General features: G+C 53.5%; 20 protein-coding genes and 2 tRNA genes. 8 read left to right on the top strand and 14 right to left on the bottom strand.

The window, feature by feature from the left end:
* Nucleotide 1: 1 nt before the first annotated feature.
* From A2V21_308900 to A2V21_308870, 7 genes are all read left to right on the top strand, one after another.
* Entirely contained in the window at nucleotides 2-1,264 is a 1,263-nt protein-coding gene (locus A2V21_308900; GenBank protein OIJ74364.1) for a hypothetical protein, read from the top strand.
* 13 nt (nucleotides 1,265-1,277) lie between these two features.
* The gene (locus A2V21_308895; protein ID OIJ74363.1) at nucleotides 1,278-2,468 is read left to right on the top strand and encodes a hypothetical protein; all 1,191 of its coding nucleotides are present in this window, start codon (nucleotides 1,278-1,280) and stop codon (nucleotides 2,466-2,468) included.
* Nucleotides 2,469-2,490: 22 nt separating this feature from the next.
* On the top strand, nucleotides 2,491-3,828 hold the full coding sequence (locus A2V21_308890) for a pilus assembly protein CpaF (protein ID OIJ74362.1): 1,338 nt from the start codon (nucleotides 2,491-2,493) through the stop codon (nucleotides 3,826-3,828).
* Nucleotides 3,829-3,895: 67 nt separating this feature from the next.
* Complete coding sequence (locus A2V21_308885) at nucleotides 3,896-4,849, top strand: hypothetical protein (protein ID OIJ74361.1); 954 nt, start codon at nucleotides 3,896-3,898, stop codon at nucleotides 4,847-4,849.
* 39 nt (nucleotides 4,850-4,888) lie between these two features.
* The gene (locus A2V21_308880; protein ID OIJ74360.1) at nucleotides 4,889-5,833 is read left to right on the top strand and encodes a hypothetical protein; all 945 of its coding nucleotides are present in this window, start codon (nucleotides 4,889-4,891) and stop codon (nucleotides 5,831-5,833) included.
* Nucleotides 5,834-5,860: 27 nt separating this feature from the next.
* Complete coding sequence (locus A2V21_308875) at nucleotides 5,861-7,324, top strand: hypothetical protein (GenBank protein OIJ74359.1); 1,464 nt, start codon at nucleotides 5,861-5,863, stop codon at nucleotides 7,322-7,324.
* Between the two features lie 181 nt (nucleotides 7,325-7,505).
* Entirely contained in the window at nucleotides 7,506-8,408 is a 903-nt protein-coding gene (locus A2V21_308870) for an agmatinase (GenBank protein OIJ74358.1), read from the top strand.
* Nucleotides 8,409-8,430: 22 nt separating this feature from the next.
* On the opposite strand, the gene A2V21_308865 is transcribed toward A2V21_308870, so the two are convergent.
* From A2V21_308865 to A2V21_308835, 7 genes are all read right to left on the bottom strand, one after another.
* On the bottom strand, nucleotides 8,431-10,038 hold the full coding sequence (locus A2V21_308865) for a hypothetical protein (protein OIJ74357.1): 1,608 nt from the start codon (nucleotides 10,036-10,038) through the stop codon (nucleotides 8,431-8,433).
* Nucleotides 10,025-10,750: a hypothetical protein gene (locus tag A2V21_308860; GenBank protein OIJ75130.1), complete on the bottom strand. Its 726-nt coding sequence runs from the start codon at nucleotides 10,748-10,750 to the stop codon at nucleotides 10,025-10,027. The genes A2V21_308865 and A2V21_308860 overlap by 14 nt, the downstream gene beginning before the upstream one ends.
* A gap of 424 nt (nucleotides 10,751-11,174) precedes the next feature.
* Nucleotides 11,175-13,355: a phage infection protein gene (locus tag A2V21_308855; protein ID OIJ74356.1), complete on the bottom strand. Its 2,181-nt coding sequence runs from the start codon at nucleotides 13,353-13,355 to the stop codon at nucleotides 11,175-11,177.
* Nucleotides 13,356-13,791: 436 nt separating this feature from the next.
* Nucleotides 13,792-14,727: a stomatin 2 gene (locus A2V21_308850; GenBank protein ID OIJ75129.1), complete on the bottom strand. Its 936-nt coding sequence runs from the start codon at nucleotides 14,725-14,727 to the stop codon at nucleotides 13,792-13,794.
* Nucleotides 14,728-14,744: 17 nt separating this feature from the next.
* Nucleotides 14,745-15,197 carry a hypothetical protein gene (locus tag A2V21_308845; protein OIJ74355.1) on the bottom strand — a complete coding sequence of 151 codons (453 nt, stop codon included), beginning with the start codon at nucleotides 15,195-15,197 and terminating at the stop codon, nucleotides 14,745-14,747.
* Between the two features lie 305 nt (nucleotides 15,198-15,502).
* Nucleotides 15,503-15,578: transfer RNA gene (locus A2V21_308840), tRNA-Lys, on the bottom strand.
* A 59-nt stretch (nucleotides 15,579-15,637) separates the two neighbouring features.
* Nucleotides 15,638-15,713: transfer RNA gene (locus A2V21_308835), tRNA-Arg, on the bottom strand.
* Between the two features lie 201 nt (nucleotides 15,714-15,914).
* Between A2V21_308835 and A2V21_308830 the strand changes: the two genes are divergently transcribed.
* The gene (locus A2V21_308830) at nucleotides 15,915-16,283 is read left to right on the top strand and encodes an NADPH-dependent 7-cyano-7-deazaguanine reductase QueF (GenBank protein OIJ74354.1); all 369 of its coding nucleotides are present in this window, start codon (nucleotides 15,915-15,917) and stop codon (nucleotides 16,281-16,283) included.
* Here A2V21_308830 and A2V21_308825 read toward each other — a convergent pair whose 3' ends face one another.
* From A2V21_308825 to A2V21_308795, 7 genes are read right to left on the bottom strand one after another with little or no spacing between them, the layout of a single operon-like run.
* Nucleotides 16,284-17,414 carry a threonine-phosphate decarboxylase gene (locus A2V21_308825; protein OIJ74353.1) on the bottom strand — a complete coding sequence of 377 codons (1,131 nt, stop codon included), beginning with the start codon at nucleotides 17,412-17,414 and terminating at the stop codon, nucleotides 16,284-16,286.
* 60 nt (nucleotides 17,415-17,474) lie between these two features.
* Complete coding sequence (locus A2V21_308820; GenBank protein ID OIJ74352.1) at nucleotides 17,475-18,176, bottom strand: acetyl-CoA synthetase; 702 nt, start codon at nucleotides 18,174-18,176, stop codon at nucleotides 17,475-17,477.
* Entirely contained in the window at nucleotides 18,176-19,558 is a 1,383-nt protein-coding gene (locus A2V21_308815; protein OIJ74351.1) for an acetate--CoA ligase, read from the bottom strand. The genes A2V21_308820 and A2V21_308815 overlap by 1 nt, the downstream gene beginning before the upstream one ends.
* A 27-nt stretch (nucleotides 19,559-19,585) precedes the next feature.
* Complete coding sequence (locus A2V21_308810) at nucleotides 19,586-19,789, bottom strand: dodecin flavoprotein (GenBank protein ID OIJ74350.1); 204 nt, start codon at nucleotides 19,787-19,789, stop codon at nucleotides 19,586-19,588.
* A 58-nt stretch (nucleotides 19,790-19,847) separates the two neighbouring features.
* Nucleotides 19,848-20,318, bottom strand: a complete 471-nt coding sequence (locus tag A2V21_308805) for a hypothetical protein (protein OIJ74349.1) — start codon at nucleotides 20,316-20,318, stop codon at nucleotides 19,848-19,850.
* Between the two features lie 32 nt (nucleotides 20,319-20,350).
* Complete coding sequence (locus A2V21_308800) at nucleotides 20,351-21,337, bottom strand: cobalamin biosynthesis protein CobD (protein OIJ75128.1); 987 nt, start codon at nucleotides 21,335-21,337, stop codon at nucleotides 20,351-20,353.
* Nucleotides 21,338-21,342: 5 nt separating this feature from the next.
* Nucleotides 21,343-22,833 (bottom strand): cobyric acid synthase CobQ, encoded by a 1,491-nt coding sequence (locus A2V21_308795; protein OIJ74348.1) that lies wholly within the window; start codon nucleotides 22,831-22,833, stop codon nucleotides 21,343-21,345.
* Nucleotides 22,834-22,855: the final 22 nt, after the last annotated feature.

Below are 22,855 nucleotides of genomic sequence, written 5' to 3'. Positions count from 1 at the left end.
CATGCGCCTCAAACCACGACATACACGGGCCTTATCAGGAGAACGCGGCGCGGTAGCCGTCATCTTCGCCATATTGCTTGTAGTCCTAATAGGCCTGGCGGCCCTGGCGATAGATACCGGCCACCTGTACGTAGTCAAAAACGAGCTGCAGAACGCGGCCGATTCCGGCGCGCTTGCCGGCGCCAGGTTCCTTTTTAACGAAGACGGCATCAACACGGGCGCCAACCAGACCGCTTACGACGCGGCCACGTCTAACAACAGCGAGCACCTCGCCGTTGAGGTCAACTGGGGCGGCGGGAACGAAGGGGATATCCAGAGGGGCCATTGGAGCTTTACCACCCGCACCTTTACACCGAACGCCTCGACCGGGCAGGCACCCTTGTCCGACGCCTCTTTCGAAGAGCTCGACGCCAACACCGACCTCATAAACGCTGTCAGGGTGAGGACGAAGAGGGAGGACACCCCCGCTGCATCCTTTTTCGCGAGCCTTTTCGGCCACGACAGCTTCCCTGTCTATGCCGAGGCGACCGCGTACATCGGCTTTGCCGGCTCTCTCGACAGATGGGAGGTCGACCAGCCTATAGCGCTTTGCAAGGAGACCCTTCTGATAGACGGTGAATATTCCTGCTCCGTAGGCAGGTTTATAAACAGCGGCAACAACCTTAGCGGCGGAACAGGCGGCTGGACGGACTTCAACCAGGAAGGCAACGTCTGCGCTGGCGGCACCAACGCCCCAAAGGTGAGCGGCGAGATATGCGGCGGAGGCAACTCTGTACCACTTGAACTCGGACAGAACATGGCCACCAACGGCGGTGAGATACAGAGCGCGTTCAGCAAGCTGATGGATTGCTGGAAAGGCTCGGGCGACAGCGACGGGGACGGTGCCCCTGACACGCCCTGGGAGATAACGCTGCCGGTCGTAGAATGCCCTGACAACAACGTAGGCCCCTGCTCGAAGCTCGTCGGGTCGGTCACGGTAAACGTGGTATGGATAACAGGCGCGGGCGAGGACCCGGGTTATACGAACGCCCCGGTCAGGATGGGCGACTGGTCCGAGCCGGCCAACGGGGACAACACCAACGGACAGGCGCGCTGGGAGAGCTTCGCAGACCATTTCAACCTTCAGAACTACGACGGCAGCCCCGTCCCATACGGAAAAAAATCCATCTACTTCAAGCCGGACTGCGATGTCCATGAGCCTAAAGGCTCAACCGGCGGGGAGAACTTCGGCATTCCTGCCGAGATACCAGTGCTGGTGAATTAGGGAGGACCGGAAAATGTTCCTGATAAGACTGGACATAAAGAACCGGAAAGTACGGGAGGACTTCGAGGAGGTCATCTCCTCTTTCAGGGACTTCAGCACCGTCGAGGCGGCCCACAGAAGCCCCTGCGACCTTCTTGTCCTCGAAATAACCGAAGAAGAGATCGAGTTCCCTCATGCCTTCGGGGCCGCCAGAGAGTTCTTCCTGACATCTCCGAGCATGAGATCCGACATCCTGATAGAGGCCATGAGGGCCGGCGCCAAGGAGTTCATATCCCAGCCTGTCAACAAAGAGGAACTTAAGGACGCCTTTCAGAGGTTCCTTGACAGGAAAGGGAAAGAGGACGGCCGCGGCTTCAATAAAAAGGGGAAGGTCATAGACGTCGTTGGGACCAAGGGAGGGGTTGGCGCCACCACCGTTGCCGTAAACCTTGCCGCCGCGTTGAAAGAGGCCGTGGGCCCTAAAAAGGTCGCGCTCGTGGACATGATCCCCTTTGGCGAAATCTCGCTCTTTCTCGAAAAGACACCGGCCTTTGACTGGGGGGACGCGGCAAAAAACTTCTCGCGCCTGGACTCGACTTACTTGAACGGCATCCTCTCGCGCCATCCTTCAGGGGTGCAGATACTTTCCTCTCCGAGGAGCCTGAACGGAGCGCGGAGAGCGACCCCCGAATTCGTGGAAAAGCTCCTCGCGCTCATGCGCTCCGAGTTCGATTATATCGTCATAGACAGCGGCCATTCCTTTGACAGCGGCGCCATAAAGATGCTCGAGCTCTCGGACATCGTCTTTTTGGTCTCAGAGCTCACCATCCCATGCCTCGTCAACATGAAAAAACTCATGGAGGGGTTCGTCGATCTCGGATATCCCGACCAGAAGCGGCTTAAGCTGGTCGTGAACAGGTTCCATAAAAAGTCCGCCATCTCCATCAAAGAGGCGGAGGAAGGCGTCCAGAAAAAGGTCTCCTGGGTCATACCGAACGATTATCAAACGGCGATATCCGCCATCAACCAGGGAAAGACGCTATCCTCCGACGGGCCCGGCAAGGAGATCAGCAGGAGCTTCAGGGAGCTTGTCTCGGACTTCCTCAAAAATGACGGACGGGCGCAGTCCGCGGGAAATCCCGCGAAAGCCCCTTCAGCCACGCGGCGCGGGGGGTTCCGGGACCTCGTCTCAACGTTTTTCCAGGGCGAAAAAGGAATAAAATAAGGACCGAAAGGAACAGACAGGGATGAACCAGCGCGAGACGATACCATTGCTCATGGAAGAGAACAAGAAGCTCATACATACGAACGAATATTACGAGCTTAAGACCAGGATACATGACAGGCTGCTGGACTTGATCGACCTCTCCCTGCTCGATTCCCTCGACCGCGAGTTCGTCAGGCACGAGATCAGGAAGCTCGTCGCGAGGATATTGCAGGAGGAGAGGAGCCTTCCGCTTAATTACGATGAGAAGGAACGGCTTTACATGGAGATACAGGACGAGGTGCTGGGCCTCGGCCCACTGGAGCCTTTCCTTCAGGACCCGACTGTATCAGACATCCTTGTCAACACCTATAAGAGCATATACGTCGAGAAATACGGGAAGATGGAGAAGACCGAGGCCAGGTTCAAGGATGACGCGCATTTAAGGAAGATAATAGACAAGATAGTCTTCGCCGTGGGCCGGAGGATCGACGAGTCCTGCCCTATGGTAGACGCGAGGCTCCCGGACGGCTCAAGGGTCAACGCCATAATACCCCCGGTATCCATTGATGGGCCGAGCCTTTCGGTCAGGCGTTTCGCGGTGGAACCGCTCGAGCTGGATGACCTTATCGGCCTCAGGACGCTTACGCCCGAGATAGGCGAGCTTTTCAAGGGCATAGTACGGGCGCGCCTCAACATCCTCATATCAGGCGGCACCGGAAGCGGCAAGACGACCCTCCTGAACGTCCTCTCGCGCTTCATCCCGGCCAATGAAAGGGTCATCACCATCGAGGACTCCGCAGAGCTTCAGCTCAAGCAGGAACACGTCGTCAGGCTCGAGATGAGGCCGCAGAACATCGAGGGCAAAGGAGAGATAACCCCGCGGGACCTTGTGAGGAACAGCCTGAGGATGCGCCCGGACCGGATCATCATAGGCGAGGTCAGGGGCGGCGAGGTCCTGGACATGCTTCAGGCCATGAACACGGGCCATGACGGGTCGCTCACGACCATCCACGCAAACTCCCCCAGGGACGCCCTCCTCCGGCTTGAAACACTCGTGGCGATGAACGGCCTCAACATCACCATCGAGGCCATAAGGAGGTACATAAGCTCCGCCCTGAACATCATCATACAGGTCTCGCGCCACGTCGACGGGAGCAGGAAGGTGGTAAGCTTCCAGGAGATCACCGGGATGGAAGGCGACGTCATCACGACGCAGGAGATATTCACATTCGAGCAGACCGGGATAGACGAAGCGGGCAAGGTAAAGGGGCAGTTCCGCGCCAACGGGATAATGCCCAAGTTCTTTGAGCAATTCAAGGCCATGAACATCGACGTGCCTTATGAGATCTTCGATCCAAGGAATGTCTTCGCGATATGATCATGGCCGCGAGCGGGATCGAATGATTATTTTCCCGGGATGTCCTTAAAGTTTACAGGGGGAACTGATGGAACTCGTTATAGGCGCAGGTTTCTTTTTCGCGGCGATACTGATGCTGCAGGGCGGTTATCTGGCCCTCCGGAACAGAAAACCTGAAGTACAGAGATTGAGGCACCACCTCGGCGGCCTCGCGCCGAGGGTAGGCGGCGCTGAAGTGGATATCCTCAGAAGGAAGGTGTTAAGCGAGATACCCTGGCTAAACAGGCTGCTTTTGAGGACCATCCACCTGCATGGGCTTGACCGGCTGACCGAACAGGCCAACGCCAGGCGCTCTCCCGGCTTTTTTCTGCTGCTCTCGGCCGTGCTCGCCGTGGCATGGCTCTTCGCAGGCGCGCTGCTGTTGCCGAACGCCATGCTCGTAATGGCCGGGGTGGCGGGGGCCATGCCGTTTTTATACCTCTACTCGAAAAAGAAACGCCGGATGAAGAAGTTCGAGAGGCAACTGCCCGAGGCCCTGGACCTGATATCGCGCTCGCTAAAGGCCGGGCACGCCTTCACAGGCGGCCTTAAGATGGTAGCCGACGAGTTCAGCGACCCTGTAGGGACCGAGTTCGAAAAGACCCTGAACGAGATCAACTTCGGGATAGCCCTTCCCGAGGCCCTAAAGAACCTCGCCAGGCGCGTGGACTGCCCTGACCTGAAGTTTTTCATCGTCTCGGCTGTGATCCAGAGGGAGACCGGCGGCAACCTGGCCGAGGTCCTGGAGAAGATCAGCCATATACTCAGGGAGAGGTTCAAGCTTCAGGGGCACATAAAGGTCCTTTCGGCTGAAGGGCGGTTCTCCGCTGTCATACTGATCGCCCTGCCATTTTTCATCACTTTTGCCATAAGCTTCATAAACCCGAAGTACATCGGGGTGCTCTTTACCGACCCTGTCGGAAAGTTCCTTGTCGCATCCGCGGCCGTGCTGATGGGCGCCGGGATAATCCTGATAAGGAAGATGATAGCCATAAAAGTATAAAAGTCGCTGAAAACTCAGCAGCATGTCAGGAGGCAGCAGATGGAACAAGAGATTCTCCTCGTATCGGTCCTGATATTCCTTTCCATAGCCATGCTCTGCCTGGGCGCCTTCTACTTACAGGGGCTCCGCAAGGAGCGGACGAAGCTCATCCGCAAGATCAAGGGGCAGACGGGGATGACGCATCCGGGCCCGTCCGTAGCTCAGGAAGACGGCACATACAAAAAATACCTCAGGGCCATCGCCACCATCGGCATACGCGTGAAACCAGGCAAAAAGGAATTCCTGTCCGGGGTCCGGGACAAGCTCGTGCGCTCAGGGTACAGCAAGGAGAACGACATATTGGTCTTCTTCGGGTTCAAGGCCTTCTTTGCCGCCCTGCTGCCGGCGGTCTTTTTACTGATCAAGTTCATGGTCGTGATACCGATGGTCCCGCTTCATGTCGCTGCCGCTTCCATCATATTCGCGCTCATCGGATTTTACCTGCCGAACGTATGGTGCGACATATTGGCGTCGAGGCGCAAAGAGATGCTGTTGAACGGCTTTCCGGACGCGCTCGACCTCATGGTCGTCTGCGTTGAGGCCGGCATGGGCCTCGACGCGGCCATACACCGCGTCGGTGAAGAGTTAAAGATAAGCAACGAGGCGATAAGCAAGGAGTTCTGGATGCTTGGCATGGAGCTCCGGGTCGGCAAATCACGCCGCGAGGCATTGCAGAACCTTGCAAAGCGCATGGACCTTGAGGAAGCGCGGAGCCTGGCAAGCCTCCTTATACAGACCGACAGGTTCGGCACAAACATAGCCCAGGCGCTGAGGGTCCACGCCGAGGGCATGAGAGTCGCCAGACGGCAGAAGGCAGAAGAGCTCGCCACCAAGCTGCCGGTCAAATTGATCTTCCCTCTCCTGCTCTTCATATTCCCGTCCCTCATCATAACCATACTGGGGCCGGCGACAATACAGATATACAGGATGTTCCTCAATAAATAATGACAAGAGCTGAGACGGAGTTGCCCTGTGTTTGAAAAGAGCATGATTTCAAGAACGCCGCCGGCCTGGCGGAACGCGATAAAAAATGCCATCCTCACGCCGTTATTCTGCCTCCTGGCGTTCTCTTTTGTTTCAAGCTTATCCGGGTGCGCCAGCCAGGGAAGCCCCCAAAACCCGTTCAACGACAAGGAGCTCAAGAGGCTTCTGGAACAAAGGCAAAACGCGAAAGCCGCCGCTGAGAGCGCTGACGCTTCCAGCGTACCGGAGATGACGGCGGAAGACAATGAAAGAAGAGGGGATGACTATCTGAAGGACGGCAAGATAGACATGGCCTATCTCCAATACTCAAGCGCCGTCAGCAAGGACCCAACCCGTGCGGGCGCGCGCTATAAATCCGGGGGCCTTTTACTCAAGAAAGGGCTGGGCGAAGAAGCGCGGAAGGTCTTTGAGACCCTCCTGAAGGACGACCCCAAAAACGCCCTTCTCCACGAAGGGTTAGGGAAGGCTTACTTCATGCTCGCGGAATTTAAAAAGGCGCAGAGTAGCTTTCAGCTCTCCGTGGAGCTTGACCCGGGCCTGTGGGAGCCCCATAATTTTTTAGGGATAATATACGACCGCGGACGGCTCTTTGACAAGGCCCTGGAAGAGTATAAGAAGGCAGCCTCCCTGAGGCCGGACATCGGCGCGCTCTTCAACAACATGGGCCTCTCCTATTATTCGAAGGGAGAGTACACCGAAGCGGTCGGGTCTTTTAAACAGGCGCTTGCGGCCGGGCCGGCGGACAGGAAAATCTATAATAACCTCGCCCTCGCCTTGAGCGGATTGGGGCGTGACCAGGAGGCCTTCGAGGCCTTCAGGCTAGCCGGGGGCACGGCGGCGGCCTACAACAATATGGGCCTGCTCCATATGAAAAAAGGAGAGTATGCCCTGGCGGTAAAGGCATTTGAGAAGGCGATCGAAGTAAACCCGCGCTTTGACGCGAAGGCGCGCGAGAACATGCTTAGGGCGAAAAAGACGGCAGCGGCAAAGTCCGCCCAGCCGACAGCAACCCCAGCCTCCGGTGTATTGAGTATCGAGCACTCGACTACGGCAGGGGGGACCGTAATATGGGTGCTCGCCAACGGGGCCATAGAGAACTACTACGACTTCGACCTTGAAAAGCCGTCGAGGATAATAATCGACGTCTGGGGGGTGAAGAACTCTATCGGGCGGGACTCGGTGAAGATCGGGGCCGCCGGCATAGACGAGGTGCGGCTTGGGGCACACCCCGACAAACTGAGGCTCGTCTTCTACTGCAGCCCCGGGGCCCCGCCCGCGCGGCAAATAAACGTGGTAGATAACGCCATCATAATAACGATCCCGAAGGAGCAGGCGGCCGGAAGCGCGCGGAAAACAGTCGAGGCTGCGCCAACAGGGGATAAGCCCGTTACAGCCGATAACAATAAAGGCTCCGGGGCCTTGAAAGTCTCTGCCCTGAAAAGAGATAGCTGAGCGCCCATACCCCGGCACAGATGAGATAAAACGGCTCTACGCTGCAAGTAGAGCCGTTTTTTTGCGCGCCGCGCGAATTTTTTTAAAAAAAAGCTACAAAACCCGTTTTGGAAGTGATAATTTCGTCCTGCGTCCGTACGGACAAGGTCACCGGCAAAACGGTTAAGGAAGGGTGTAATCAGTGTCTACCGAAGGGCTTTCATTTCTTAAATCCATAGAAGGATTCCTTGCAATACCAGAAGACGAGGCTTGCCCCTATGAGGAGGCCAAAGCGGTCGTCGTGCCGTTCGGCCTCGAGGCGTCTGTAAGTTACGGCCACGGCACGGCCAACGGCCCTGCCGCTATCATCAGGGCTTCAAGCCAGGTAGAGCTCTTCGACGAAGAGCTGTGGAAAGAGCCTTCAAGCGATATCGGGATAATGACCTTGAAGGAGGTGCCTGTCAAAAAAAAGATAACCGAGGCGCTTTTCGACCTCGAGTCTATAACAAGGAAGCTCCTCGACGACGGAAAGTTTCCGATGATACTCGGAGGCGAGCATTCTATAACCGCCGGGTCGATACGTCCCTTCGCGGCTAAATACCCGGACCTGACGATACTCCATTTTGATGCCCACGCGGACTTGAGGGACGGATACGAAGGCGAGCCCTATTCGCACGCGGCGGCCATGCGCAGGTGCATGGACCATGAAAATATCTCGCTTGTCTCCTGCGGCATAAGGAACATCTCGGCTGGCGAGGTCCCCTTTTTAGAACAGAACACGGAGCGCATAAAGATATTCTGGGCAAAGGACAAACATCTTTGGGATATCGACGAGATACTCGAAAGGCTTCGCGGCAAGCCTGTCTATGTGACCTTCGACCTCGACTGCTTTGACGCGAGCCTCATGCCGGCAACGGGCACTCCAGAACCGGGCGGCCTTATGTGGGACGAGGCGACACGGATATTAAGGGCGGCTTCACGGGTATCGAGGTTCGTCGGGGCTGACGTAAACGAGCTTGCCCCGGTCAAAGAGCTGCATTACTGCGATTTTCTGGCGGCGAAACTCGTCTACAAGATAATCGCGTACGCGTTCGCAGGTAAATAAGAGAGCAGCTTGGAGGCAATCCTTATTCGCCAGCCCCCAGGCGCGAGCGCACCTCATCGATCACATCCCCGAACTTTGCCGGCGCCCTCTTTAAGAATTCCCTGTAATGATATGCCGCCTCTTCGGGCCTGCCGCTGCCGTCGAGGGCGAGCGCGAGGTTGTAATGCGCCTCCGCCGACTCAGGGCGGACGGCAAGCGCTTTGTTGTACCTCTCTATAGCAAGGGCGTAGTCGCCACGCAATAGCGCCATATTGGCGAGGCTGTTATTCGCCTCGTAGTGCATGGGGTCTATCTGAACGGCTTTCTCCCACTCCTGGACAGCCAGCTCCATGCGTCCCGCCTTCCGGTACGCGTCCCCGAGGTTATGGTGGGTGTATGCGTTCAAAGGCGCTGACGTCGCCATGCTCTCAAAGAGGGCGATCTCAGACGCCCAGGCCCTATTCCTCTCTACCGTTGTGTAGAGGAGGAAGGCGGCAACCAGGACGCCGAGCGCTATAGCCGCTTTTACCCGCGCCCTGTAAAGATACGAAAATGCGAGGCCTGTAAGCAGGGCTACCCCCACAGACGGGATATACAGATACCTTTCGGCCATCATCGTCGGGCGAAGCGGCACGATATTCGAAACAGGCACGATCGTGACGAAGAACCAGAGCGAAAGGAAAAAGACCCTCTTATCCTTAAAATACGCAAGGGACGCGGCTGTGAAAATGGTAATGAGCGCGAGGGCGGATGAGATGACCTTCAAATTTATCGCCCCTTCGACAGGCACGTCATAAAGCGTCTTCAGGTTTACCGGCAGGACGAGTATCCTGATGTAATCGAGGATAATGCCGAAAGAGGTGTAGATGCGCTTGTCCAGCGGCGCGGCATCGACACTCCCGACCGCCGAGCCGAGCATCAGGGACCTTATGAAAAAATAGAGCACAAGGGCCGCGACGTAAAGCGCTATAGCCGCAAGCCCTTTTTTGGCGTCGCGCCTGCCCATAAATGAGATGACAAAAAGCAAAAGGATGGCCGGAAGGGTTACCCCCATCTCCTTTGTCAGGAGCGACAGGAAAAACGACGCGGCTGAGGCCGAAAGGGCCAGCAAGGCCGATGCCCCGCCGCGTTCTGTAAAGATAATATAGAGGAATATCGACAAGAGCAGAAAGACCGCGGCGAGCGGGTCGGTCCGCCCTGATATCCAGCTTACGGACTCGACGTGGGCCGGGTGTACGGCGAATATAGCCGCGCCAAAGGCCGCCGCGATATCCGAGCGCAACACCTTCACTCCGATGGCGAAGACGAGTAGAGAAGAGATGAGATGGAGGGCTGTGTTCGTAAGGTGATACCCGAACGGGTTTAAGCCCCAGAGCTGATAATCGACTGCAAAGGAGAGCAGGAATATGGGCCTGTAGTAATAAGAGCCTATGGTCGGGTTGTCGATGAGGCGCCAGAGGTCTGTCGTAAAAAACGAGGGGATGTTCCCGATATCTTTTATGACCGGGTTTTCAGAGACCTGCTCGATATCGTCCCAGACAAATTCCCCGTTCAGGATATTGGCGTAGGACGCAAAAGCGAGTACGGCTATGAGTATGATCGCGGCAAGGCGGAATTTTGGGCCGCAGCTTTCCTTTTCAAACCCTGCCATAGGCGCCTTTCATATCCCTGAACCGTATCTTTACGAGGTCTATCAACATCTGCAGCGGATGAAGGAGCGCGTTTACCCTTGAATCAGGCCGGTTCAGCCACTTGACGGGCACCTCGCGTATGAGATAGCCGTATTTCAAGGCTATGTAGAGCACCTCCACGTCGAAGCTGAAACCATCTATCGTCTGCATTGGAAATATCTTTCTGGCCGCCTCCCTTTTAAAGCCCTTGAAGCCGCACTGAGTGTCCTTGAGCCCCTTAAGCGCAAACACCCTGACAAAGAGGTTGAAGACCTTGCCCATGCTCTCCCTGAGCCATGCCTGATGGACCATTATCTCTGAGGCGGGGTGCGCCCTTGACCCTATAGCAATGTCGGCGCCCGCCTCTAACTCGTGCGTGAGCTTCCCTATCTCTTCCATGGGGGTAGAAAGGTCGGCGTCGGTGAACAGAACGTACTCGCCTGAAGCCGCAAGGCAACCTTCCTTTACGGAGTACCCCTTGCCCCTGTTCTCCTTACGGTCTATTACCTTGATCCTGGGGTTTACGGAAGCGGCATTTAAAGCGATGGCGGGGGTAGAGTCCTTGCAGCCGTCGCAGACTACGATGATCTCATAGGAAGGGAATTTTAACGAAAGATAATCGACCGCCTTTTTGAGTGAGGTCCCTATAAGGGCCTCCTCATTATAGGCAGGGATGATCACTGAAAGCCGTATGCCGCTATTATATCCTGTTTCTTTTCCGCTCATCACATCAAGATTGGAATGAAACCGCAGTCCATTATATCGCTTTAAGTTTTTGTAGATAAAGCGTTTTTATGACGCCGACAGGATAAGATATTTTGAGCGGGCATACAAGGCTAAAGCATCGGGAGCTGCCGGGCGTTAAAGCCTAAGCCGACCTGCTTTCACTTCAAGAGCAAAAGGGGCTACAGATTTCTCTGTAACCCCTCTGATATTCTTGGTGGGCCGCGCAGGGATCGAACCTGCGACCCGCTGATTAAGAATGCGTAAAAGAACTAAAACTGTAACTGGGCCTTCTACCTGCGTTTTTCTGAATTTCAATCTACTTTCACATACTTAGCCCATTATATGCTTTGGGCTATTTTCTACTCCTTCAGGTGCTTTTGGATAAATTTGGTTACGTTTTGGCTACGTTCAAGCTCAAAACATCCGCATAAAGTTTCTTCAAATGTTCATCAGACATATCAATAATCGGCTCATACATAAAAGAATTCAGGTGAATGTTCTCAGGTGTCATAAGGAGCACGCGCTGAATGGTTTCAAGATTGTCAACATCACTGCTAAATAGTTCCTTGAATTTTTCAAGTAACTTGGGGGTTTGATTAGACTTGATATTAGCAACAAATTTATCATCCTTTATTTTCTCAATCATGAATTTTTCAGCAAAGATTCGTATTGCAATTGAGAGTACAACTTTGTTCTCTAAACTAATGCCATCGCATGCTTTTAGGCATTTGTCTGCCTCTTGTTGGATCATTCCAATAACAGAACTATCGCCATCAGGTGATTTTCCACTTGTACAAAACACCGTGTTGTAAATCCTATCAAGATCGTTTTGGGTAATTGAAGCAGAGTCGCTTTTCCAGTGTAGCAATGATGTGAGCTTGATAAAATCTGCGTCTTTATCGCTTTTTGTGAATTGAATGAGGTTGCGAATAAACGGTATTGAAGCTATCTTCTTTTTAGGATCAGTGAAAAAATTCGGCTTCCAATCGTTTGCAAAGACATTCTTGATACCAGTCGCCTGCTCTAATGTAATACCATTACTGCTCTTCAGGGCCATAAGGCAATTAGAATAGCTAACAAATCTGCTGCTTATAGTACGGAAGAAGTCGAAATTGTGTGTAAGTATTATTTGTTTGAAATAAGGTGCTTCAGCTATATCCTTTAAATATTGAATGATGGCGTACTTATTCTTATAGTCAAATGAATCCGCAATATCATCAATAATAAATATGGTTTCCTGCTTCTCCTTCTTTCGAGCCTCGATCTCGAAAATAATATTAAGGATGTAGAAAGCCCTCCTCTCTCCAGTGCTTAGGGCCGCCATCAATGAGGCTCTATCTACTGACGTATTATCCGCTCCGTCCTCAAAGGTGAACGCTAGGCGCAGCATCTGTTCCTGACCCAATATAACGGAAACCCTATTTTCTGCACTAAGCTTGAAAGGAACAAAAAAACGACTGTTAAAGATATCAATAACCGACTCCCATTGCGTTCTCTGTTTCCCTGCTTCCTCCTCTATCGCTTCCTTTCTCTTCTCAGCTGCGCGATATTTCTCGATCAAATCACTATAGAGTTCAAATCGTACCTTAAAATATGATTTCCAAATCTTTTCTCTGAATCTCTCTATATTTACCAGCTCTGGAAGAATTTCTTCATGTTCAGTCAGGTAAGTCTCAAAACCCCTAACGGTCACATTTTTCTGTATTAATTTTTCAATATCTGTAAACTTTTTTCTGAGTTCTTTATCTGTCGAAATAGCTTCTTTTTCTTTAGAAATCAGTTCCTCAAGCTGTTTACGACTATTAATTTCAATTCGTTTTTCAGCATTCAAATTCACTGAGTGCTTAGCATCAAAAAAACCATTATCAGCTAAGTTCTTCGCTATTGCTGAAGCATTATAATAATTAAATACGCCTTTTTTAAAATAGGTTGAGGCAGCTAGAAGTTCATTGTATTTTTTAATGTAGTTCTCAATAGCCGTTTTGATATCTTTGTTGTCGAGAAGACTCAGAACCTTTTCATCAAAAATCGTGTCATAGGCAATATCTGCAAATGGAGCTTCTTTCTGAGCCGATACTTCTTCATGTACGCGGATCAATGCACGGTAAAACTCTTCATCACTGCTTGTAAAAGCAGAGGAGATCTCTTTCTCCAAATCCTTTTTAGAGCCGGATTGCTCCCTTAAAGCCTTTATAAATATTTCCTTTGATTTGTCGATTTCTATATGTAATTCTTCATATTCCTTTCTCAACTTACTATCTACAAGTAGTGTCGAAGTTTTCTCGGTATGGCTGATATCCTCGTCCTCATATGGACGAATAACAAAAACGCTTTCTTGAGATAAATCAATACCGTTCTCATCGGTTATATTTCGAACACACACGCGAGTCGGAAATATTCTATCCTTAGATGGATTCGCGTCGGCCACATCCTGAAAAGTCTGGGCAAGTGAAGACTTCATCGCACCATTAGCTGCATAAATAGCATAAACGCTTTGCTTAGAAAAATCTAACTGTGTTTGAATTTTCTTGATTCCATAACAATTTTCTAAATGGATATTTATTTTATTCATTCTAATCCAGTTCTCTTGTCTTTTTAGCGAACATAACCACTCAACGATATAAGCGAGGATATATCTCTAAGTGGTATTGATTCTCTATATAACAACATATTGACTGTAAATTCAATTAGATAGCTTTATTTTTATTCCTACCCACGAACACCCGCCCCCTTATATAAAACCCTTAAATGCGAATGAAATTTTTAATCAGCATCTATTCCTAAAATCAGTTTAGTAGGGTGGGCTCCGCCCACCATTCTTTTTTATATATTACCTACCATATTGCCATGCCTCTGCAAACCAAAAAAAACTGTCCCCTCTTACAGCGACCCTATTATCGCCAACTGGACAAAAACTGTACAGTGAAATGCAAAAGGGGCTACGGCAGTACCGTAACCCCTCTGACATTCCTGCTAAGCCGCGCAGGCGAACCTGCGGAGCGCTGGTTTTATTGTGCCTTAACCTTTGGTTCCACATGTTTTACGACGCTCATGGCCGTTGCAATAATGGAGGACATATCTCCAAAATTAGAAGGCAGTATCAGCGTGTTTGTTGCCTTGGCAAGATGTCCGAATTGCTCTACCGTTTTTTCCGCAACGCGTAATTGAACCGCTTCCATCCCGCCGTTAGCCGTGATTGCTTCAGCTACTTTTTTAAGCCCCTCCGCCGTGGCGGTCGCAATCTCGGTAATTGCCCTGGCCTGCCCTTCCGCTTCGTTGATCTGCTTGATCTTATAAGCCTCGGATTCCAGCTCAACCTTCTTTTTCTGCCCTTCCGCGACATTTATCGCGGAAAGCCTTGCGCCTTCCGACTCCAGGACGATAGCCCTTTTTTCTCTTTCAGCCTGCATCTGTTTTTCCATCGCGACCAGGACAGATTTGGGCGGCACAATATTTTTTATCTCATAGCGCAACACTTTAACGCCCCATAATTTAGCCGCCTCGTCAATCGAGCCGACAATTGACGCGTTTATGGTCGTCCTTTCTTCAAAGGTCTTGTCGAGGTCTATTTTACCCATTTCGCTTCGCATCGTCGTCTGGGCAAGCTGCGTTATGGCGAAGAAGTAGTTATGTATCCCATATGAGGCCATCTTCGCGTCTATCACCTGAATAAATACAACGCCATCGACCCCCACCTGAACATTATCCTTGGTGATGCAGACCTGCTCTGGGATATCGATAGCCTGTTCCTTCAAGCTGTGCTGATAAGCGACTCTGTCGACAAAGGGAACTATGTAGCTGATACCGGCATGCAATGTGACATAATATTTACCCAGGCGTTCGATGACATACGCGCTTTGCTGCGGCACGATCCTGACACCTTTAAAAATAACGATGACGACAACAAGAACAAAACCAAGCAAAACAAATTGCATCTCCATCATTCCTCCCCACCCCATTCTTACTCTATTTTTCTTACCTTGACCCTGATGCCTTCCGTACCGATTATCTCCGCCATAGCGCCTGCGGGGATTACTTCTTTTGAATCGCTAAACGCAATCCATTCAGACCCTCTATAGGAAACAGCGCCTTCTCCATTAACCGGTATCGCCTTGGTAACCTTTACTTTTTGCCCGATGAACTCCTGTGACATTTCAGACTTCCTGAAAAACTGCTTTTTCGCGAAGGTCCTCAACATCAGCAGCATGCCTAAAGAAGAGATCGAAAAAACCAGCAGTTGGCTTGTAAAGCCAGGAATTATCCCAAGCCATGTCAAGAACGCGGTCAAAAGAGCCCCTAAACCGAAAAAAGCCAGGACAAATGCCATCGTCATCAATTCAGCTACAATCAGGATAATGCCGAGGATAGCCCATACAATGCTGTACGATAAAACACCAATTGACAGAATATCCATTGGTATCTTCTCCCAAAATCCTTCTTTGTTTTAATCTTATTTATTACGAAAGAACGCCAGTCTGATGTCAAATAGTAGCACAGGATGGAAGCTTATAGTAGCTCAATTCTATTATCTTCCAGAAGTTTAGTAGGGTTGGCTCCGCCCACCATTCTTTTTTATATACTACCTACCATATTGCCATGCCTTTGCAAACCAAAAAAACTGTCCCCTCTTACAGCGACCCTATTATCGCCAACTGGACAAAAACTGGACACTTAAATGCAAAAGGGGCTACAGATTTCTCTGTAACCCCTTGATATTCTTGGTGGGCCGCCGCGGGATCGAACCGCGGACCCGCTGATTAAGAGTCAGCTGCTCTACCAACTGAGCTAGCGGCCCAAACTGAAAAGCTAAAATTAAAAGGCCAGATGAACTTACCTCTTATGCACGCAAGTATCTGGCGCGCCTGAGAGGATTTGAACCTCCGACCCTCGGCTTCGGAGGCCGATGCTCTATCCACTGAGCTACAGGCGCACAAAACCGAATCTACCCAAATTACAGAAGAAGAAGGCTTTTGTCAATGGTAAATTCCGCTGAAGGTTCAAAACGTCCTGGCTGAGCTGGGAACAGAACCAGACCCGGGTGTGAAATAACAGGGGCAACTCTTCAAAACTTTTTTATTTTTTACAATATTTTGCTAATATGTACGCAATATATACTTTGAAAGGTCAACAGATGATCGACAAGAAATACGGCGCAAAGGCCATAGAAGAATCAAAACTCGAAGCCTGGGAGAATTCAAGCCCGGACAGGGACTATACTATCGAGATATCGTACCCTGAGTTCACATGCGTATGTCCGCGCTCAGGATACCCGGACTTCGCGACAATAAAGATATCCTATGTGCCCGACCAGAAGGTCGTAGAGCTTAAGTCCTTAAAGCTCTACCTCAACTCCTTCCGCGACCGCGCCATATCCCACGAGGCATCTACAAACCTCATATTCGACGACCTCAAAAAACTCCTCTCACCCAGGAAGCTCGAGGTCACAGGCGACTTTAACGTACGCGGAAACGTGAAGACCGTCATCAAGGTAAGTATTTAATCAGGCAGGCTCTGGCGCGGCTGAGGCCCTCCTGCCCCTGTTCAGGGCCTTCGCCTCAAAGACCTCTCTCAGCGCTTCTATCAGGGACCTGTTCGCCTCCCTTGAAAGCACCGCCACCCTGAAAAGCTCCGGCCCAAGCCCCATGAACGCGCCCAGGTCCCGTATGAGCAGCCCTTTTTTGAAGAGCGCGGCGGCAAGCTCCTTTGCGCTGACACGAGAGCCGATCCTGACCATTATGTAATTGGCAGAGGACGGATACGGCTCAAGCCCTTTTATAGAGGCGATTGCCCTTGACAGAAACTCCTTCTCTTCCGAGAGCCACGCGGCTGTCCTTTCCCTGTAGGCATCATCAGAGAGGGCGGCAGCGCCAGCCATCGACGCAAGTGTATTGACCGACCAGGGCGGCATAAGACGAGAAAGCCCTGCCGTAATTTTTCTGTTGGCTATCGCGTAGCCGAGCCTCAGCCCGGCTATTGAATAGAACTTCGTAAGCGACCTCAAGACTATGGCGTTCTCCGTCTTTACCGCCTCTTTGGCGACCGACCCCCCTGAGAAATCTATGAAGGCCTCATCGAGTACGACGGTCGCGCCAGACCTCCCGGCCATATCGATTACTTTAAGCACCTCTTCCTCAGGATAGAGCACACCCGTAGGGTTGGCGGGATTGGCTATATAGAGGGCTGAGAATCCCTGGGCGAGCTTTCTCCCAAGCCTTCCCAAATCGAGGCCAAAGCCGTCCACTTTACTCAATACAAAAGACTCAGCCCTGATATCCGAGAGGGCAAGCGCCGACCTGTATTCGCTGAAAGCGGGCTCTACTATCAGGGCCCTGCCCGGCTTGAGGAAGCGCGGGATAAGGTATATAAGCTCGGTAGAGCCGTTAGCCGGGAGAATGTTATCGGCCGGTATGGCGTGAAAGGCTGAAAGCGCCTCCCTCAGCTCGAACGCGTAAGGGTCGGGGTAAGGGGGTATGAGCCTTATCCCGTCCTCTATCGCCTTGATAGAGGCCTTCGGGGGGCCGAGCGGGTTTATGCTCGCGCTGAAATCAATAATGCCGGTGAGGGATTTCGAGGCCGTCCTCGAAGCCTTCCAGATATTACCGCCGTGTATGTCGCCTTCGTATTTTTTCAAGCCGTAAACCTTCCTGACAGATTGAAAAACACAGCTGCAGATAGACTTATTTCATGCCCGTTAAAGAAGCACCGCCCTCGCGTCTACCGCAACGGCCCCTCTCTCATATACCACCAGGGGGTTTATCTCAAGCTCTTTTATGCCGTTTACCTCGCCCATTATCCGCCCCACCTTTATTATCACGTCGGCTATGGCGTCGAGGTCCTTGTAGCTCCCTCCCCTGTAGCCTGCAAGGAGCGGAAAGCTCTTTACCTCACCTATCATGCTGAAGGCCTCTTCACGGGTTACAGGGGCGAGCCTGAATGAGACGTCCTTCAGTAGCTCGACCGCGACACCTCCCAGGCCGAACATGACAGCCGGGCCGAACTGCTCGTCCCTTATGCCGCCGACTATTACCTCGGCCCCCTTGCCTACCATCTCCTCCACGAGGAAACCCTCAATAGAAGATACAGGGGCCTCGTCTGCCAATCCAAGGAGCATACGCGACCAGCCCTGCTGAAGCTCAGAGGCGTTCTTTATATCGAGCGTGACGCCCCCGACATCGCTCTTGTGCAGTATGTCCGGGGATATTATCTTGAGGACGACCGGAAAGCCCAGCTCTCGCGCGGCCTCAAGAGCCTCGGAAACGTCTTTCACCACCTTGTGCCTGGGCACGGCTATCGAGGCGAGGCTTATAATCGTCTTCGCCTCCGGCTCAACGAGCGCCTTTCTCCCAAGGCTCAAGGCCTCGGTGATTATCTTTTCAATGGCCATCCTGTCCATCAGCCCCTGCCCCTGCCCCCGTCCCTGGCGAGTACCGCGGCAGCGCGCACGGCCTCCTCAGGGGTTGAGAATACCGGCAGGCCGGCTTCTCTAAAAAGAGAGAACCTCTTTCTCGCGTACTCGCCGCCCGGAGAACAGACGATGATCGGCTTTTCAGTGAACCCCGGTTTTTGCGCCAGCATGCCGGGAAGGGCCTCGGTAAGAGCCGGAGGCCCCCAGAGCGCGGCGACGATGGCGATATCGTAGTGTTCTCCAGCCATGGTCCTGCTTAGCGCGAGGGCATATGACTCATCCGTCGCGCTCCCTGTAAGGTCAAGCGGGTTACTGATGGAGAAATAGGGCGGGAAGACGGCCTTTAACTCCGCGCGAAGCTCTTCTGGCAGTGGCGCCGCGTCGAGTCCGATGGCCTGGCAAGCGTCAGCTATGCCTACGCCGACACCACCGCCGTCGGTTATTATGATGACCCTGTTCCCCTTCGCCCTTCCCTGCAGGCCGAAGGCCTTGCAGGCGGCCAGAAATTCCTCATAGCCGTTAAGCTCTATTACCCCCGCCTTCCTGAAGGCGGCCCTGTATATCTCGTATCTCCCGGCGATAGCCCCGGTGTGCGAACGGGCGGCTGTCGCGCCGGCGCCGGCCTTGCCGACCTTCACCGCCATTACCGGCTTTATGGATGAGCATCTGGAGGCTGCCTCTACAAACCTCCTGCCGTCATCTATCGATTCCACGTAGACCGCCACGGCCTTTGTCGCGGGGTCTCCGGCGAGAAAGTCCAGGCAGTCCGATTCGTTCACGTCTGATTTGTTGCCGTAGCTTACTACCCTGGCAACCCCTATGCCGTCGGCGGCAAGCTCGTCCATGGCGGTAGCGGCGAATGAGCCGCTCTGGGATAGTATCGAAAGGCCGCCCGGAGGCGGCCTCTTTACCCTGTCCTCAGGTATGAAGAAGGTATCGACCCTGGAGACGGTATCGAAGATGCCCATGCAGTTCGGGCCTATTACGCGTATACGCAAGGCTCTGGCGGCCTCGCTCACCTCCCGCTCAAGGGCCTTGCCATCCTCACCGGTCTCGGAGAAGCCGCCGCTTACGATGATTGCGCCACGTATCTTCCCTTCAGCCCCCCTTAGCGCGGCAGGCACAGCCCCGGCGGGGATGGCGAAGACGGCGACATCTATCACCTCGTCCGCGTCCTCCAGGGCAGGCAGGCATTTCATGCCGTGGACAGATGAGTGTTTTGGGTTCACCGGGTAGATCCTTCCCGCGAACCCTGACCTGAGGAGGCTACTGATGATTATGTTCGAGATCTTCCCGGGCTCGTCCGAGGCCCCGACCACCGCCACGGAGCCGGGGCTGAAGAAAAATGATATGTTCGCGCCATTCGCCATTTGGATTTTCCAGAAGGCCCTTTCTCCTCAGTCGAGCTTGAAGGCTACCTTGACGACCACCTGAAACTCGGCGATCTTGCCGTCCTGCACCCTTCCGTGCTGCTCTACGACCTCGAACCAGGCGAGGTTGTGCAGGGTGCTTGAGGCCTTGTCTATCGCGTTCTTTATCGCTTCCTCGAAACTTTGTGGAGATACCCCGACTATCTCGATCTTCTTGTAGACCCTGTCCATAAACGCCCCTCCCTTAAATAGAACTTTATTCAAAGACATTCGCAAGATCAGCTGCCTGTTAAAGCCTCATGTTCCTCGCTATGAAAAATATGAAGACGACCCCCGCAAGCAGGACCACGATGTTGAGGGCGAAGCTCTTCTTGTGGATACGCCCGAACTCTGCTTTAAGCTCCTCAGCCTTTGCAGGGTCCTCGACGACCGCCATCTGCGCCTTTACCGCCTTTGCCTGGGGAGAGATCACAAGGCCAGAGTAGAAGGTGAGCGCGGTCATGAGGGCAAGGATGAGTATCCTTGCGGCTGGGAAGCCTTTCTCGACAAAAGATATAGCCAGGAGCGACGAGAGCGACAGTATCCCGGCCACGTAGCCTATGGCCCAGTACCTGGGGAAGAGGTTGCCCACAAGCTCACCGGCCGTTGCCCTGGGGAGCGTTTTAAAGATTACAGGCGTTACGACCATGGAAAAGAAGATGATCATCCCGACCCACACTACCGTGCTCATGAGCATTACGAACCTTAACGCGTTCAGCATTTATAAGCCTCTCAGAATGTATTTGCGCTGCATTAAAGAAAGAAGACGAAGGCCGTCCTGGCAAAAAAAACGGCCCCGGCCATAAGCACCGCCGCGGTCCGCATTACCTTGACGCTTGAGGCGACCATCGCGCCATCGAAGCGGCAGAGAAGATCTCCTATCAAAGGCTTGGCGGATACCACCCCGCCGTAGGAGGCCGCACCGCCGAGCTGGAGCCCCAGGGCCCCGGCCATCGCCGCCTCAGGCACCCCGGAGTTGGGGCTTGGGTGCTTGCGCCCGTCCCTCAAGAGTATGGCCGCCGACTTCATCCAATTATACCCTAAAATAAAAGAGGCCGAGACGATGAGCGCCCCTGTAAGCCTTGCCGGGATGAAGTTGGCGGCATCGTCCGCCCTGGCTGAGAACCAGCCAAAGTGAGCGTAACTCCCGTTCTTGTAGCCGACCATCGAGTCGAGCGTGTTCACCGCCTTATAGGCCATCATGAGCGCGGGACCGCCGAGGGCGAGGAAGAAGAGCGGGGCGATGACCCCGTCTGACGAGTTCTCGGCGACCGTCTCGACGGTCGCCCTTAAGACCTCTTCTTCCTTTAACCCGGATGTGTCCCTGCCGACTATGCGCTTGAGGCGCTCCCTGCCCTCTTCGATCCCCTGCCCGAGGGCCCCTGCCACGCCCATCGCCTCGTCCCCGAGCGATTTAACGGACAGGCACGTCCACACGAGATAGACGGAGATGACAAGCGTCAGCGTGGGAGAGAGCTTGTAAGACAGATACAGTACGCCAAGAGTTACTCCATATACCGCTCCGACGACCGCCACCCAAAGGAGGACTCCGCCGAGCCTCTCGCCGCGCTCTGTCGCGGGCATCGCCTTCCGTATCCTTCCCTCGGCGGCGGTTATGAGCCGGCCCATCCACCTTACAGGATGCGGGAACCGTTCCGGGTCGCCCGCTATGAGATCGAGCAAAAAAGCGAAGAGGAGAGCGAGTGGTGAGAAGGGCACGATATTTACAAGTTCAAGCATCGTCTTCATACGCCTATTATCCTCAGTACCTTTTCCATGTCGATATTGCGTTCAAAAACAGAGGCAAGGGACGAGATGGCCCCCTCCCTCGCCTTCTCGAACGAGAGCCCCCTCAAAGCCTCGCCGCCGTCGCAAAGGGATGCCAGCACAGATCTTCTGAAGAGGTCGTTGTCGAATATGCCGTGTATATAGGTCCCCCAGACCCTCCCGTCAGCTGAAGAGGCCCCGTCAGGCGCGTAGACCGGAGAGCCGTTGCGTTCAAGGACCTTTGAGAAGGGCGCGCCTTTGACTATCGTCTCTCCCATGTGTATCTCGTAGCCCTTTACCTCAAAGTCCGCTCCCAGCTTCGCCACAGCCGATACCTCGAAGGTCTTCTTCTCCCTGCCGAGCACGGTTACGGCGTCGAGCAACCCAAGCCCTTCACCTTCTTTGTGGCCGCCCTCTACCCCGTGCGGGTCCTTGACCGTCCTCCCGAGCATCTGAAAGCCGCCGCATATCCCGGCGACCATGCCTCCCCGCCCAAGGTGCTCTTTCAAGGCCTGGGCAAAGCCCCTCGATTTAAGCCACGCAAGGTCCGATAGCGTGCTCTTTGTCCCCGGGATTATGACAAGGTGTGCCCCTTCCAACTCATCAGGTGTTGCTACGAACTCAAGCTCTACCTGAGGGTCGAGCTTGAAGGGGTCGAAATCGGTAAAGTTAGATACCCTCGGAAGCTTGATGACCGCTACCCTTACGGCTGCGTCCCCCGAATGCCCGCCCCTGCTTTCAAGCGAGAGGCTGTCCTCAGAGGGTATGGCGCTGTCATCGAAGTACGGCACGACGCCCAGTACGTCCTTGCCGGTGCGGGCCTCCAGGAAGTCCAGGCCAGGGACCAAAAGGGACTTATCCCCCCTGAACTTGTTTATGACAAGGCCTTTGACGAGTTCCCTCTCGCAAGGCTCAAGCAGATCGAGGGTGCCGACCAGCGACGCGAAAACTCCCCCCCTGTCTATATCTCCTATGAGAAGGACCGGGCTATCAACCGCCATGGCTATGCCCATGTTGGCGATATCGTTATCCCTCAAGTTCACTTCAGCGGGGCTTCCGGCCCCTTCTATCACGATGACGTCATGGGTGGCGGCGAGTCTCGAATAGCTCTCAAGCACATAGCCCATCGCCTGTTTCTTGAAGGCGTGGTACTCGGCCGCGCTCATCGTCCCCAGGACCCTGCCCTGGATGATGACCTGAGAGAGGGAATCGCCTGTAGGCTTTAAAAGGACCGGGTTCATGTGGACCGACGGGGCGACCCCCGCGGCCTCTGCCTGGAATGCCTGCGCGCGGCCTATCTCGCCTCCGTCATGGGCCACGGCGGAATTAAGCGCCATGTTCTGGGCCTTGAAGGGGGCAACGCTAAAGCCCCGTATCCTCAAAGACCTGAGAAGCGCGGCGGTAAGAACACTTTTGCCCACGTGCGACGACGTGCCCTGCAGCATTATCTTCTTTGTGACTTTTACCATTGAAATCAGTATGATAACAGTG

This window comes from Deltaproteobacteria bacterium GWC2_55_46 (assembly GCA_001595385.3).
Classification (GTDB): domain Bacteria; phylum Desulfobacterota; class GWC2-55-46; order GWC2-55-46; family GWC2-55-46; genus UBA5799.
The sequence above is the reverse complement of the archived record's forward strand: the minus strand, read 5'-3'. Positions and strand labels throughout refer to the sequence as shown.